The organism is Shinella lacus (assembly GCF_010994755.1).
GTDB classification, from domain to species: Bacteria; Pseudomonadota; Alphaproteobacteria; order Rhizobiales; family Rhizobiaceae; genus Shinella; species Shinella lacus.
The window spans coordinates 373,079-386,872 of the sequence record NZ_WHSB02000003.1; the positions used below are offsets into that span (position 1 = coordinate 373,079).

The following is a 13,794-nucleotide window of genomic DNA, read 5'->3' on the forward strand; positions in this document are numbered from 1 at the left end:
ATGAACGAGAACGCAAAAGCCCGTATCAACGGCATCCTCCTGTCGATCGCCCACAAGATCGGCCTCTTCTTGGCCATGACCGTCATCTGCCTGCCGGGGCTCTGGATCGTGCTCGCCTCGTTCCGGCCGACGGTCGAGATCATGGCGAAGCCGCCGGTCTGGATCCCGCAGGACCTGTCGCTCGATGCCTATGTCGCGATGTTTTCCGGCGTGGGGCAGGGCGGTATTCCGGTCATCGAGTATTTCCGCAACTCGCTGATCATCTCCGTCACCTCGACGGCGATCGCGCTCGCCATCGGCATGGCCGGCGGCTATGCCTTCGCGCGCTTCCGGTTCCGGGCCAAGTCCTCGATCTTCCTCGGCCTGATGCTGACGCGCACCGTGCCCGGCATCGCGCTCTCGCTGCCGCTGTTCTTCGTCTATTCGAAGCTCGGCATCATCGATACGCATTTCGGGCTGATCATGGCCTATGTGGCGCTCAACGTGCCCTTCACCATCTGGCTGATCGACGGCTTCTTCCGGCAGGTGCCGAAGGATCTGGCGGAGGCCGCGCAGATCGACGGCTGCACGCGCTGGCAGGCCTTCTGGCAGGTGGAGTTTCCGCTCGCCGGCCCCGGCATCGCGTCCGCCGGCATCTTCGCCTTCCTAACCTCCTGGAACGAGTTCGCACTGGCCTCGCAGCTCACCCGTTCCGTCAACTCCAAGACCCTGCCCGTCGGCCTGCTCGACTATACGGCGGAGTTCACCATCGACTGGCGCGGCATGTGCGCGCTGGCGGTGATCATGATCATCCCCGCCCTCGTGCTGACCTTCATCGTGCAGAAGCATCTGGTTTCCGGCCTCACCTCCGGCGCAGTCAAAGGATAATCCATGGCAACCGTTTCCCTCGAAAAGCTGGTTAAGCGCTACGGCGCAGTCGAAGTGGTGCATGGTATCGACCTCGAAGTGGCGGACCGCGAGTTCATCGCGCTGGTCGGCCCATCGGGCTGCGGTAAGTCCACCACGCTGCGCATGATCGCGGGCCTGGAGCCGATTTCCGGCGGCAACCTCAAGATCGGCGGCAAGATCGTCAATGACCTGCCGCCGCGCTCGCGCAACCTCGCCATGGTCTTCCAGTCCTACGCGCTCTATCCGCACATGACCGTGCGCGAGAACATGGGCTTTTCGCTGAAGATCGCCGGCCAGAAGCCGGAGGAGATCGCGCCGCAGGTGGAGGAGGCGGCTAAAACTCTCGACCTCACGCATCTGCTCGACCGCCGCCCCTCGCAGCTTTCCGGCGGCCAGCGCCAGCGCGTCGCCATGGGCCGCGCCATCGTGCGCAATCCGGAAGTCTTCCTCTTCGACGAGCCGCTATCGAACCTCGACGCGAAGCTGCGCACGCAGATGCGCGTCGAGATCAAGAAGCTGCACGCCAAGGTCCAGTCGACGGTGATCTACGTCACCCACGACCAGGTGGAGGCGATGACGCTCGCCGACCGCATCGTCATCATGCGCGATGGCTATATCGAACAGGTCGGCACGCCGGAGGATGTTTTCCAGCGTCCGCAATCGAAATTCGTCGCCGGCTTCATCGGCTCGCCGCCGATGAACCTCAAGGATGCCGAGGTGGCGGACGGCCAACTCGTCTTCGAAAACGGCGACCGCCTGCCGCTGCCGGCCCGCTTCAGGGAGCGTGTTACCGCCGGCCAGAAGGTGACCTTCGGCCTGCGCCCGGACGATCTCTATCCGGCCGGTCACGGCATCCATTCCGGCGAGGATGCCGATGTGCACGACCAGGATCTGCGCGTTATTCTCACCGAACCACTTGGCAACGAAACGCTGGTCTTTTCCGATTTCGGCGGTGCCGAATGGGTCGGCCGCATGCTCAACCCGCGGCGGCTGACGCCCGGCGATACGCTGCCGTTCTGCTTCGACCTCTCGCAAGCCCATCTCTTCGACCGCGACAGCGGCCGTACATTGCGAGGCTGACATGGCGAAGATCGAACGCATCGAACTAAAAATGGTCGACCTTCGCCCGAAGGTCGAACGCACGGACGCCATCCAGAGCTTCGTTTCGCAGGAAACGCCGCTCGTCACCATCACCGACAGCGATGGCGCGGTCGGCACCGGCTACAGCTACACGATCGGCACCGGTGGTTCCTCCGTCATGCGGCTTCTTGCCGATCATCTGGCGCCGCGCCTGATCGGTCGCGATGCCGACCAGATCGAAGCGATCTGGCACGAGTTGGAATTCGCCACCCACGCCACGACGATCGGCGCGATCACCTCGATCGCGCTTGCTGCGATCGACACCGCACTGTGGGACTTGCGTGCCCGAAAGCAGAACCTGCCGCTCTGGAAGCTCGCCGGTGGCGCGAAGGATCGCTGCCCGCTTTACACGACGGAAGGCGGCTGGCTGCATATCCCGGTGGAAGCGCTGGTCGAGGATGCGCTCGATGCCAAGGCGAAGGGTTTTACCGGCTCCAAGGTGAAGATCGGCAAGCCGCACGGCTCCGAGGATTTTGCGCGCCTTTCGGCGGTGCGCAAGGCGGTCGGCGATGGCTATGAGATCATGACCGACGCCAACCAGGGCTTTTCCGTCGACGAGGCGATCCGAAGGGCCGAGCGCTTGCGCGAGCTCGATCTCGGCTGGATCGAGGAGCCGCTGCCGGCGGACGATATCGACGGTCATGTGCGCCTCAACCGGTCGACCGCGACGCCGATCGCCATCGGGGAATCGCTCTATTCGATCCGCCATTTCCGCGAATATATGCAGAAGGGCGCCTGCTCGATCGTGCAGGTCGATGCCGGCCGCATCGGCGGCATCACGCCCTGGCTGAAGGTGGCGCATGCGGCTGAGGCCTTCGATATGCCGGTCTGCCCGCATTTCCTGATGGAGCTGCATGTCAGCCTCACCTGTGCGGTGCAGAACGGCAAATATGTCGAATACATCCCGCAGCTCGACGATATTACCACCTCGCGTCTGAGAATAGAGAACGGCATGGCGCTGGCACCCATGACGTCCGGTCTTGGCATCGATTGGGACTGGGATGCGATCCGCAGCCGGTCGATTGCCGAATTCGAGCACGAGATCCGCAAGGGAGCCTGAGACATGCAGCGCATCGGCATGGTGATCGGCGTCAAGCTGGAGAAGATCGAAGAATACAAGCGCCTGCACGCCGCCGTCTGGCCCGACGTGCTTGCGATGATTTCCGGCTGTAATATCAAGAATTACTCGATCTTCCTGAAGGAGCCGGAAAACCTGCTCTTCTCCTTCTTCGAATATCACGGCACCGACTATGCCGGTGACATGGCGAAGATGGCGGCGGACCCGAAGACCCAGGAATGGTGGGCCGTCTGCATGCCCTGCCAGGCGCCGCTTGAGACGCGGAAAGAGGGCGAGTGGTGGGCGAGCATGGAAGAGGTATTCTTTCATGCGTGAGGCCGTGGTTCACCCCCCTCTGCCCTGCCGGGCATCTCCCCCTCAGGGGGGGAGATTGGATGGGGCATCGTCTCGCCCATCTTTGGCGTTTCAGTTCGAGCAATACCCATGCGTCTTGCCGATCTCCCCCCTTGAGGGGGAGATGCCCGGCAGGGCAGAGGGGGGTAAGGCGAAGCCTAACCTTCAAGAGGCCCGCCATGCCCTTTGAACCCCGCACGCTCTCCCAATCCTGGCCGCTTCCATCAAAGCCGCGCCCGATCGTCACCTTCGGCGCGGGCTCGATCGTTGACGATGCGCATTACCCGGCCTATCGCAAGGGCGAATTCCCGATTGCCGGGCTCTACGACCCCGATCACGACAAGGCGAAGGCGCTCGCGGACAAATGGGGCGTAACCGCCTACCGCACCGTCGAGGAAGCAGCCTGCGTCGAGAACGCAATCTTCGACCTCGCCACCCCGCCCGCCGCCCATGCCAAGGTGCTCGCAGCGCTTCCCGAAGGTGCTGCGGCGCTGATCCAGAAGCCGATGGGGGCCGATCTTGCGGCGGCGACCGAAATTCTAAGAATCTGCCGCGGCAAGAAGCTCAAGGCTGCGGTCAATTTCCAGCTTCGCTTTGCGCCGATGATGCTGGCGCTGAAGGATGCCATCGCCAAGGGGCTGCTCGGGGAGGTGGTGGATTTCGACGTCTATCTCGCGCTCGATACGCCGTGGCAGCTCTGGTCCTTCCTCGAAGGCCTGCCGCGCATCGAGATCGCCATGCATTCGATCCACTATCTCGACGTCATCCGCCAGGTGCTAGGCGATCCGAAAGGCGTACATGCAAAATCGATCGGCCATCCGAACCACACGATGGCGCAGACGCGCACCACCGCGATCCTCGACTATGGCGACCGGGTGCGCTGCGCCGTCTCGATCAACCATGATCACAAATTCGGCCGCAGGCACCAGGCCTGCGAATTCCGCGTCTGTGGCACGGAGGGGGCGGCCTATCTCCAGCTCGGCGTCAATCTCGATTATCCGCGCGGCGAGCCGGATATCCTGGAAATCTATCCGAAGGGTGGCGATGGCTGGGTGGCCGTGCCGCTTGAAGGGACGTGGTTTCCGGATGCCTTCGTCGGCCGCATGGCGAACCTCCAGCGCTTCGTTTCGGGCGAGGACGCCGAACTCGTTTCCTCGGTGGAGGATGCCTGGATGACCATGGCGCTCGTCGAGGCGGCCTATGCTTCCAGTGCCGCGCCCGCCACGCCGCTCGCCGCCCGGCCCCAAAGCAATTCCAGCAAAAGTGCGTAGCGGTTTTGCGTCCGGAATTGCGTAAAAACAGAAAGTTAGAGCATTTTCGCGAAGCGGAAACGCTCTAGACAGGAACAGGACATGGAACAGGTCAGATATTTCGAGGACTATGCCATCGGCGATGGTCGCAAGACGATGGCGCGCACGATCACCGAGACCGATTTCGTCGTGCATGCCGGCCATACGGGCGATTTCTTCCCGCACCACATGGATGCGGAATTCATGAAGACGCAGCCCTTCGGCCAGCGCATCGCGCATGGCACCATGGTCTTTTCGATCGGCGTCGGGCTGACCGCGAGCGTCATCAATCCGGTGGCCTTTTCTTACGGTTATGATCGCATGCGCTTCATCAAACCCGTCTTCATCGGTGATACGATCCACACCCGGGTGACGATAACGGCCAAGGAAGACGATCCGAAACGCGCCGGCTTCGGTCGCGTGATCGAACGCACGGAAGTCATCAACCAGAAGGGCGAGGTCGTGCTCGCCGCTGACCATATCTACGTCGTCGAGCGCCGGCCGAACGCCGCCTGACGTCCCATCCAAGGAGCCATCATGTCTTTCTCCCTCGAAAACAAGCGCGTCCTCCTCACCGCCGCCGGCCAGGGCATCGGCCGGGCGAGCGCGCTTGCCTTTGCCCGCGCCGGCGCCACTGTCGTCGCGACCGATATCAATGCCGATGCGCTGAAGAGCCTGGCGGGCGAGGCCAATATCGAGACCTATGTGCTGGACGTGCTGGACGACGAGGCGGTCACGCGCGTCATCACCGCGACCGGGCCGTTCGACGTGCTGTTCAACTGCGCCGGTTTCGTGCATGCCGGCTCGATCCTTGACATGCCGGACAAGGATCTCGATTTCGCCTTCGACCTCAACGTGCGGGCCATGGTGCGCACCATTCGCGCGGTGCTGCCGTCGATGCTGGAGCGCAAGGATGGCGCGATCATCAACATGGCCTCCGTCGCTTCCAGCGTGAAGGGCGTGCCGAACCGCGCCGCCTATACCATCACCAAGGCCGCCGTCGTCGGGCTGACGAAGTCGGTTGCGGCCGACTATGTCGGGCAGGGCATCCGCTGCAACTGCATCTGCCCGGGCACGGTCGAAAGCCCGTCCCTGCAGGATCGCCTGAAGGCGCAGGGCGACTACGAGGCGGCGCGTGCGGCCTTCATCGCCCGCCAGCCGATCGGCCGCATCGGCACGCCGGAGGAGATCGCCGATCTCGCCGTCTATCTCGCCGGTGCCACCTATACGACGGGCCAAGCCTACGCCATCGACGGCGGCTGGACCATCTGAAATACTCGAAACCGACCATTGCAAGGGCCGCTTCCATGACCAAGATCACCAGCCTGCGTTCGATCGACCTGCGCTTCCCCACCTCGCAGAGCCTCGACGGCTCGGATGCCATGAACCCCGATCCGGACTATTCGGCCGCCTATGTCGTGCTCGGCACGGACGCGCCGGGTCTCGAAGGCCACGGCCTGACCTTCACCATCGGCCGCGGCAACGACATCTGCTGCATGGCGATCGAGGCGATGAAACATCTGGTGGTCGGCCTCGATCTCGACTGGGTGCGCGAAAATCCGGGCCGCTTCTGGCGCCATGTGACGAGCGACAGCCAGTTGCGCTGGATCGGCCCGGACAAGGGCGCGATGCATCTGGCGACCGGGGCAGTGGTGAACGCGGTGTGGGACCTGCTTGCCAAGCAGGCCGGCAAGCCGGTCTGGCGCCTCGTCGCCGAAATGAGCCCGGAGGAAATCCTCTCCATCGTCGATTTCCGCTACCTCACGGACGCGCTGACGCCGGAGGAGGCGCTCGCCATCCTCAGACAAGCCGAAGCGGGCAAGGCGGAGCGGATCGCGACGTTGGAGGCCGAGGGTTACCCCTGCTACACGACGTCCGCCGGCTGGCTTGGCTACGATGACGAAAAGCTGCGGCGCCTCTGCCAGGAGGCCGTCGACCAGGGCTTTACCCATATCAAGATGAAGGTCGGCCGCGATCTGGAGGACGACAAGCGGCGGCTGCGCATCGCCCGCGAGGTGATCGGCGACGATCGTTTCATGATGATCGACGCCAACCAGGTCTGGGAGGTCGGGCAGGCGATCGACTGGGTGAAGGAGCTCCAGCCCTACAAGCCCTATTTCATCGAGGAGCCGACGAGCCCGGACGATGTCTTCGGCCACAAGACGATCCGCGAGGCCATCGCGCCCGTGAAGGTGGCAACCGGTGAGATGTGCCAGAACCGCATCATGTTCAAGCAGTTCATCGCCGAGGGCGCGATCGACATCGTGCAGATCGACAGCTGCCGCATGGGTGGCCTCAACGAGGTACTTGCCGTGCTGCTGATGGCGGCGAAATACGACCTGCCGGTCTGGCCGCATGCCGGTGGCGTGGGGCTGTGTGAATATGTCCAGCACCTCTCGATGATCGATTACATCGCCGTCTCCGGCACGAAGGAGGGCCGTGTGATCGAGTTCGTCGACCATCTTCACGAGCACTTCATCGACCCCTGCCGCATCGAGAACGCCGCCTACATGCCGCCGTCTCTGCCGGGCTTTTCGATCGAGATGAAGCCGGAGTCGATTGCGGCCTATACGTTCGGCGGCTGAAGCCCTAGGCCTGCGGTCTGGACAGTCCTTGATTGAAGGATTTATGATCGCAACCCCGAACAATGCGATATGCACATTATGAATATGGTCAAGCCGCCTTTGCCGTCTGAAAGCCGGGAGGATAGAATCCAGTCGAATCCGGTGCGGCTCGGTGCGCGGTTGCGGCTGACGCGCCAGACGCGCGGGCTGACGCTGAAGGCGCTGGCGCTGGCGGCGGATTGTTCGGAAAGCCTGCTCTCGAAGATCGAGAACGGCAAGGCCTCGCCTTCGCTTCCCATGCTGCACCGGTTGGTGCGCGCGCTCGATTCCAACATCGGTTGGATGTTCGAGGAGACCGATGGCGAGGAGGGCGTGGTGTTTCGCGCCGGCACGCGCCCGCTCATCACGCTCGATCCGCTGCGCCGCGGCGAGGGCATCTCGCTGGAGCGCATCATTCCCTATTCGGCCGGCCATCTGCTCCAGTGCAACATCCACCACATCGAGGCGGGTGGCCAGAGTGCCGGGCCGATCCAGCATGTGGGCGAGGAGGTCGGCTATCTGCTGGTCGGCGAAATCGAGCTGATGATCGGCGACAAGACCTTTCGGCTTTCCGCCGGCGACAGTTTCGTGTTCAATTCCGAACTTGCCCACTGGTATCGCAATGTCGGGGAGGAGCGCGCCTCGATCTTCTGGGTCAATACGCCGCCAACCTTCTGATATCGTTTTCTAAAATCCTCTTCGACCGATTTTGAGAACCGAAAATTCAAGTAACTTGACATAAATTCAAGTTACTTGAATAATGCCTCTCGTAAATTCCTGTGGCCGCCAACGGCTTCAAACAAGGGGAACATCAAAATGGGTCGGACAAAATATCTTCTCGGCTGCGCTGCGGCCGCCACGCTGACGCTCATGAGCGCGGCCAATGCCTTCGCCGATACATTCGCACTCGTCACCATCAACCAGCAGGCACTGTTCTTCAACCAGATCAATGACGGCGCCAATGCCGCCGCCAAGGCTGCCGGCGTCGACCTCGTCATCTTCAATGCCAACAACGTGCCGTCCGCACAGAACGACGCGATCGAGACCTACATCACCCAGAAGGTCGACGGCATCATTCTGGTCGCCATCGACGTCAATGGTGTGAAGCCGGCGATCACCGCAGCCAAGAATGCCGGCATCCCGGTCATCGCCATCGATGCGCAGATTCCGGAAGGCGACAACATCGCCTTCGTCGGCGTCGACAACACGGCGGCTGGCGGCGATATCGGCAAGTTCTTCTCCGACTACGTGAAGAGCGACATGGGCGGTGCCGCCAAGGTCGGCGTCGTCGGCGCGCTCAACTCCTTCATCCAGAACCAGCGCCTCGATGGCTTCAAGGCGGCGGTAACCGAAGGGGGCCAGAAAGTCGAGTTCCTCGACACGGTCGATGGCCAGAACGTGCAGGACGTGGCGCTTTCGGCCGCCGAAAACCTGATGACCGCCAATCCCGACATGAATGCGCTCTACGCCACCGGCGAGCCGGCGCTGCTGGGTGCCGTTTCGGCCGTCGCCAGCCAGGGCCGCGGCGACAGCATCAAGGTGTTCGGCTGGGACCTGACGAAGTCCGCAATCGACGGCATCGACCAGGGTTTTGTCACTGCCGTCATTCAGCAGGATCCGGCCGGTGAAGGCAAGGCTGCCGTGGAAGCGCTCGTCAAGGTCAAGAAGGGCGAGACGATCGAGCCGATCATCAACGTGCCGGTGACCATCGTCACCAAGGAGAATGTCGACCAATATCGCGACATGTTCAAGTAAAGCCGACCACCGCTGCTCGGCCGAAATCCGGGCAGCGGTGTCTTTTGGGAAGGGCCACTGAACATGACCGACACGCAAATCAGCCGCGTCCGGATGACCGGCATATCCAAGCGCTATGGCGCGCTGCAATCGCTCGACAATGCCTCGCTGAACCTCATGCCGGGCGAAGTGCTCGGGCTGGTGGGCGACAATGGCGCGGGCAAATCGACCATCAGCAAGGTGCTCTCGGGAGCCGTGATCCCGGATTCCGGCACGATCGAGATCGACGGCCGACCGGTCTCCTTCACGTCGCCGGCGGAGGCGCGGGCCGCGCGTATCGAGATGGTCTACCAGGACCTCGCGCTCTGCGACACGATCGACGTCGCGGGCAATCTTTTCCTCGGCCGCGAGCCGAAGCGCCATATCGCGGGCGTGCCCATGCTCGACAAGAAGCTGATGCACGAGCGGGCGCGCGACATGCTTTCCAATCTCGGCATTGTCATTCCCGATACTTGGATGAAGGTCGAAAACCTGTCCGGCGGCCAGCGCCAGTCGATCGCGATCGGCCGCGCCGCGTCCTTCGATCCCTCCGTGCTGATCATGGACGAACCGACGGCGGCGCTTGCTGTCGCGGAAGTGGAGGCGGTGCTGGAACTGATCCGCACCGTGTCGCGCCGCGGCGTTTCCGTCATCCTCATCACGCATCGCCTGCAGGATCTCTTCCTCGTCTGCGACCGCATCCAGGTGATGTATGAGGGCCGCAATGTCGCCGAGCGGCGCATCGAGGACACCAATATCGAGGATGTCGTCAATCTCATCGTCGGGCGGAAATTCGCTGCCCGTTCCGCCGGCCATCAGGCCAGCCACAATCAGGCCGGCCACACTCAGGAACGAGGCGCTTCCGCATGAGCTCCGAGCCCAACGCCTATTCCAGCCATCCGCCGCGCATGCGCGAGACGACCATGCTCGACAAGGTCATCGCCAATGGCGGCGTCATGTCTATCGCGCTGTTCTTCGTCGTCTGCTGCTTTTTCTTCGCGGTGACGACGGACGCCTTCCTGACCGCGCCGAACTTGCTCAACATCATCCGCCAATCCGCGCCGCTCCTGATCGTCGCGGCCGCCATGACCTTCGTCATCACCACGGGCGGCATCGACCTTTCGGTCGGTTCCGTGCTGGCGCTGACCGCCACCCTTTCGGCCGCCGCCTTGCAGGCCGGCATTCCTTGGCCGCTCGCCATTATCTTGATGCTGGCGCTCGGCGGCGTGGTCGGGCTCATCCAGGGCTATTTCATCGCCTATGAAAAGATCCCCGCCTTCATCGTCACGTTGGCCGGCCTTTCAGTCATCCGCGGTTTCGCGCTGCTCATCACCGGCGGCTATTCGATCCCCATCGAGCCGACCAGCCCCTTCGTGACGATCGGCCGGGCCTGGGTGCTGGGTATTCCGGCACCCGCGCTCATCGCCATCGTCGTGCTTCTCGCCGCTTATGTCGTCTTCAACGAAACCCATTTCGGCCGTTACGTCACCGGCGTCGGGGCCAATGCGGAGGCGACGCGCCGTGCCGGTGTCAACACGCGCCGCGTCATCCTCTGGGTCTATATCCTGTCTGGCACGGCGGCGGCAGCGGCCGGCGTCATCCTCTCGGCCCGCCTCGGTTCGGGTTCCTCGAATGCGGGGCAGGGGTTCGAGCTCGACGTCATCGCGGCCGTGGTGCTGGGCGGCACAAGCCTTTTCGGCGGGCGCGGGTCGCTGGTCGGCACGATCCTCGGGGCGCTCACCGTCGCAGTTCTGGCGAACGGCCTCATCCTGTCGCACCTGTCGCCCTTCTTCACCCCCATCGTCACCGGCTTCATCATCCTGGTCGCGATCTGGCTCAACTTCCGCCTGTTCAAGGGCGGGGCGAAGGGGCGCTGACATGCTCGACCATCTCTTTGCCGAGGAGCCGAGGAAGCGCGACCCGATCGGCGTGAACTCCGGCACCGCCATGACCGTCACCGGGCCCGTTCCGGTGGACAATCTCGGCGTCACGCTGATGCACGAGCACATCTTCCTCGATGGCGCGACAAGCTGGATCTGCCCGTGCCATCCCGACGAGAAGGCGATCGCCGAACAGAAGGTCGAGATCGGCATCATCGGCGAGTTGCGCATGAACCCCTATATGAACCGGGACAATGTCTCGCTCGACGACGGGGATCTCGCGCTCAGCGAACTCAAGCGCTTCCAGGCGCTCGGCGGCTGCACGGTGGTGGAAACGACGAATTTCGGCATCGGGCGCGACGCGGCCGGCCTTGCCCGCATCGCCCGCATGTCGGGGTTGCGCATCATCATGGGCACCGGTTTCTACCTCGAACACACCCATCCCGAATGGCTGAAGGCCATGAGTGTCGAGGAAGTCACGCAGTTCATCGTCGACGATGTCGGCGGCGGCGAGAGCCAGCCGGAGATCATGGCGGGCATTATCGGCGAGGTCGGCGTCAGCCGGCATTTCACGGCCGAGGAGGAAAAGTCGTTGCGCGCCTCGGCCCGGGCGGCGCGCATCACCGGCCTGCCGCTTTCCATCCACCTGCCGGGCTGGGAGCGTCTCGCGCACCGCGTGCTTGACGTGGTGGAGGAGGAGGGGGCCGATCCGGCGCATACCGTGCTCTGCCACATGAACCCGAGCCACAGCGATCTCGATTACCAGATGGCGCTCGCGAAACGTGGTGCCTTCCTGGAATATGACATGATCGGCATGGACTATTATTACGCCGACCAGGACGCCCAGTCGCCCTCCGACGAGGAAAACGCCCGCGCCATCGCCGCCCTTGTCGACAAGGGTTTTGGCGACCGGCTGCTGCTGTCGCAGGATGTCTTTCTCAAGATCATGCTGACCCGCTACGGCGGCTTCGGCTACGCTTATATCCTCAAGCACTTCCTGCCGCGGCTGAAGCGGCATGGCGTGGATCAGGCAGCGATCGACCGCATGCTGATCGACAATCCCAAATCCGTCTTTTCCGCCGCGCGCTGAGCGCCGGCCTGTTTCAAGGAGTTCCCATGACCAAGAAGAAAGTCCTGCTCGCCGGCGAATCCTGGGTTTCGACCGCGACCCATATCAAGGGTTTCGACCAGTTCCCGACCGTCACCTACCACACCGGCGCCGACGAGTTGCTGAGCGCCCTGAAGGAAAGCCCCTTCGACGTCACCTTCATGCCGGCGCACGAGGCGCAGAAGGAGTTTCCGAGCACGCTGGAGGGCCTGCAAGCCTATGACGCCATCGTGCTCTCCGATATCGGCGCCAACACGCTGCTGCTGCATCCCGACACCTGGATCCACTCCCGCCGCACGCCGAACCGACTGAAGCTGCTGCGCGACTATGTTTCCAAGGGCGGCGCGCTGCTGATGTTCGGCGGCTACTATTCCTTCCAGGGCATCAATGGCGGCGCGCGCTTCCGCAACACCGCCGTGGAAGAAGTTCTGCCGGTCTCCTGCCTCTCCGTCGATGACCGCGTGGAAGTGCCGGAAGGCTTTACGCCGGTCGTTTCCGGCGATGCGTCGCATCCGATCCTTGCCGGCCTTTCGGGCGAACTGCCCTATCTGCTCGGCTTCAACGAGGTGGTGCTGAAGGACGGCGCCAACCAGTTGATGACGGTTTCCTCCGAATACGGCTCGCTGCCGCTGCTCGTCACCGGCACCTATGGCGAGGGCCGCACGGTGGTCTGGACCTCGGATGTCGGCCCGCACTGGCTGCCGCCGGAATTCATCGCCTGGCCGGGCTACAAGACGCTGTTCGAGCAGATGCTCGCCTGGGCGACCGACTAACGCAACGCCGCGGGGCCGTCCATGACCATCCACGTCGTCGGCAATGTCTGCGTCGATACGAGCTTTCGCCTGGAGCGGCTGCCGCAGCCGGGCGAGACGCTGAATGCCCTCGCGACCAGTGAAGGCCCCGGCGGCAAGGGCGCCAACCAGGCGGCCGCCGCCAGCCGCACCGGCGCCGATGTCATGCTGTGGGCGCCGGTGGGCAAGGATGCGTCGAGCGTCTGGATCGAGGGCGTCATCGCCGCCGAAATCCCGGCGCTCCGGCTGACGTGGCTCGAACTTCCGTGTGACCGCTCGGTCATCATGGTCGATCGGTCCGGTGAAAACGTCATCGTCACGGCCGCCGCCTGTGCCGATGCCTTCGACCCGCTCGCCATGACCGCGCTTCGAGAAACATGGACGGCGGGCGACATGCTGCTGATGCAGGGCAACCTGCGGGCAGGGGTCACCAACGCCTGCCTTCGCGCCGCGCGTGAGGCGGGGCTGTTCACGGTCCTCAATCCGAGCCCGCTTGCGGCGGAACCGCTCGACTTGGCGGCCGTCTCGCTGATCGTCGTCAACCGGCCAGAGGCGGAAGCCCTCACCGGCAAGGCCGATCCGGAGCAGGCGGCGCGCGCGTTGGTGGTGGCCGGTGCCGGCAGCGCAATCGTGACGCTCGGCGCCGAGGGCGCGCTTCTTCTCGATGCGGCGTCGGCATTGCGCCTTCCCGCGCGCGAGGTCGCCGCCATCGACGCCAGCGGCGCTGGCGATTGTTTCGCGGGCACGCTCGCGGGGCTGCTCGCGCAGGGCGCGTCGCTTTCCGCCGCCGCGACCATCGCGACGCAAGCGGCGGGGATCGCGGTGGGGCGACCCGGCACGCTCGCCTCCTTCCCGACACGGGCGGAAATTTCCGCCCTCACCAAGACAACGAAACTGGAAAACGAGTGATC

General features: G+C 63.6%; 15 protein-coding genes. All 15 read left to right on the forward strand.

Features of this window, described 5'->3' with window-relative positions; genetic code table 11:
• Complete coding sequence (locus tag GB927_RS09815; protein ID WP_256116564.1) at positions 1 to 867, forward strand: carbohydrate ABC transporter permease; 867 nt, start codon at positions 1 to 3, stop codon at positions 865 to 867.
• 3 nt (positions 868 to 870) lie between these two features.
• Positions 871 to 1,968 carry an ABC transporter ATP-binding protein gene (locus tag GB927_RS09820; protein WP_256116565.1) on the forward strand — a complete coding sequence of 366 codons (1,098 nt, stop codon included), beginning with the start codon at positions 871 to 873 and terminating at the stop codon, positions 1,966 to 1,968.
• A gap of 1 nt (position 1,969) precedes the next feature.
• Positions 1,970 to 3,088, forward strand: coding sequence for a mandelate racemase/muconate lactonizing enzyme family protein (locus tag GB927_RS09825; protein WP_256116566.1), 1,119 nt, complete (start codon positions 1,970 to 1,972; stop codon positions 3,086 to 3,088).
• 3 nt (positions 3,089 to 3,091) lie between these two features.
• Positions 3,092 to 3,421 carry an L-rhamnose mutarotase gene (locus GB927_RS09830; RefSeq protein ID WP_256116567.1) on the forward strand — a complete coding sequence of 110 codons (330 nt, stop codon included), beginning with the start codon at positions 3,092 to 3,094 and terminating at the stop codon, positions 3,419 to 3,421.
• A gap of 197 nt (positions 3,422 to 3,618) precedes the next feature.
• Positions 3,619 to 4,710 (forward strand): Gfo/Idh/MocA family protein, encoded by a 1,092-nt coding sequence (locus tag GB927_RS09835; protein WP_256116568.1) that lies wholly within the window; start codon positions 3,619 to 3,621, stop codon positions 4,708 to 4,710.
• A gap of 81 nt (positions 4,711 to 4,791) precedes the next feature.
• Positions 4,792 to 5,244, forward strand: coding sequence for a MaoC/PaaZ C-terminal domain-containing protein (locus GB927_RS09840; RefSeq protein ID WP_256116569.1), 453 nt, complete (start codon positions 4,792 to 4,794; stop codon positions 5,242 to 5,244).
• Positions 5,245 to 5,265: 21 nt separating this feature from the next.
• Positions 5,266 to 6,000, forward strand: a complete 735-nt coding sequence (locus GB927_RS09845) for an SDR family oxidoreductase (RefSeq protein WP_256116570.1) — start codon at positions 5,266 to 5,268, stop codon at positions 5,998 to 6,000.
• Positions 6,001 to 6,035: 35 nt separating this feature from the next.
• A complete protein-coding gene (locus GB927_RS09850; RefSeq protein ID WP_256116571.1) occupies positions 6,036 to 7,313 on the forward strand; it encodes an L-fuconate dehydratase in 1,278 nt (425 codons plus the stop codon).
• An 84-nt stretch (positions 7,314 to 7,397) separates the two neighbouring features.
• Positions 7,398 to 8,009, forward strand: coding sequence for a cupin domain-containing protein (locus tag GB927_RS09855; RefSeq protein ID WP_256116987.1), 612 nt, complete (start codon positions 7,398 to 7,400; stop codon positions 8,007 to 8,009).
• A 138-nt stretch (positions 8,010 to 8,147) separates the two neighbouring features.
• Entirely contained in the window at positions 8,148 to 9,086 is a 939-nt protein-coding gene (locus GB927_RS09860; protein WP_256116572.1) for an ABC transporter substrate-binding protein, read from the forward strand.
• A gap of 63 nt (positions 9,087 to 9,149) precedes the next feature.
• Positions 9,150 to 9,974: an ATP-binding cassette domain-containing protein gene (locus GB927_RS09865; protein ID WP_256116574.1), complete on the forward strand. Its 825-nt coding sequence runs from the start codon at positions 9,150 to 9,152 to the stop codon at positions 9,972 to 9,974.
• A gap of 38 nt (positions 9,975 to 10,012) precedes the next feature.
• Positions 10,013 to 10,981: an ABC transporter permease gene (locus GB927_RS09870; protein ID WP_256116988.1), complete on the forward strand. Its 969-nt coding sequence runs from the start codon at positions 10,013 to 10,015 to the stop codon at positions 10,979 to 10,981.
• 1 nt (position 10,982) lies between these two features.
• Positions 10,983 to 12,074, forward strand: coding sequence for a phosphotriesterase family protein (locus GB927_RS09875; RefSeq protein WP_256116575.1), 1,092 nt, complete (start codon positions 10,983 to 10,985; stop codon positions 12,072 to 12,074).
• 26 nt (positions 12,075 to 12,100) lie between these two features.
• Positions 12,101 to 12,865: a glutamine amidotransferase gene (locus GB927_RS09880; protein WP_256116576.1), complete on the forward strand. Its 765-nt coding sequence runs from the start codon at positions 12,101 to 12,103 to the stop codon at positions 12,863 to 12,865.
• Positions 12,866 to 12,886: 21 nt separating this feature from the next.
• Positions 12,887 to 13,792: a PfkB family carbohydrate kinase gene (locus GB927_RS09885; RefSeq protein WP_256116577.1), complete on the forward strand. Its 906-nt coding sequence runs from the start codon at positions 12,887 to 12,889 to the stop codon at positions 13,790 to 13,792.
• Positions 13,793 to 13,794: the final 2 nt, after the last annotated feature.

Coding starts and splice junctions, on each gene's coding strand:
- GB927_RS09835 (WP_256116568.1), top strand. CDS start 3,619: ATGCCCTTTGAACCCCGCACGCTCTCCCAATCCTGGCCGCTTCCATCA.
- GB927_RS09845 (WP_256116570.1), top strand. CDS start 5,266: ATGTCTTTCTCCCTCGAAAACAAGCGCGTCCTCCTCACCGCCGCCGGC.
- GB927_RS09850 (WP_256116571.1), top strand. CDS start 6,036: ATGACCAAGATCACCAGCCTGCGTTCGATCGACCTGCGCTTCCCCACC.
- GB927_RS09830 (WP_256116567.1), top strand. CDS start 3,092: ATGCAGCGCATCGGCATGGTGATCGGCGTCAAGCTGGAGAAGATCGAA.
- GB927_RS09825 (WP_256116566.1), top strand. CDS start 1,970: ATGGCGAAGATCGAACGCATCGAACTAAAAATGGTCGACCTTCGCCCG.
- GB927_RS09855 (WP_256116987.1), top strand. CDS start 7,398: ATGGTCAAGCCGCCTTTGCCGTCTGAAAGCCGGGAGGATAGAATCCAG.
- GB927_RS09840 (WP_256116569.1), top strand. CDS start 4,792: ATGGAACAGGTCAGATATTTCGAGGACTATGCCATCGGCGATGGTCGC.
- GB927_RS09880 (WP_256116576.1), top strand. CDS start 12,101: ATGACCAAGAAGAAAGTCCTGCTCGCCGGCGAATCCTGGGTTTCGACC.
- GB927_RS09860 (WP_256116572.1), top strand. CDS start 8,148: ATGGGTCGGACAAAATATCTTCTCGGCTGCGCTGCGGCCGCCACGCTG.
- GB927_RS09875 (WP_256116575.1), top strand. CDS start 10,983: ATGCTCGACCATCTCTTTGCCGAGGAGCCGAGGAAGCGCGACCCGATC.
- GB927_RS09885 (WP_256116577.1), top strand. CDS start 12,887: ATGACCATCCACGTCGTCGGCAATGTCTGCGTCGATACGAGCTTTCGC.
- GB927_RS09865 (WP_256116574.1), top strand. CDS start 9,150: ATGACCGACACGCAAATCAGCCGCGTCCGGATGACCGGCATATCCAAG.
- GB927_RS09870 (WP_256116988.1), top strand. CDS start 10,013: ATGCGCGAGACGACCATGCTCGACAAGGTCATCGCCAATGGCGGCGTC.
- GB927_RS09815 (WP_256116564.1), top strand. CDS start 1: ATGAACGAGAACGCAAAAGCCCGTATCAACGGCATCCTCCTGTCGATC.
- GB927_RS09820 (WP_256116565.1), top strand. CDS start 871: ATGGCAACCGTTTCCCTCGAAAAGCTGGTTAAGCGCTACGGCGCAGTC.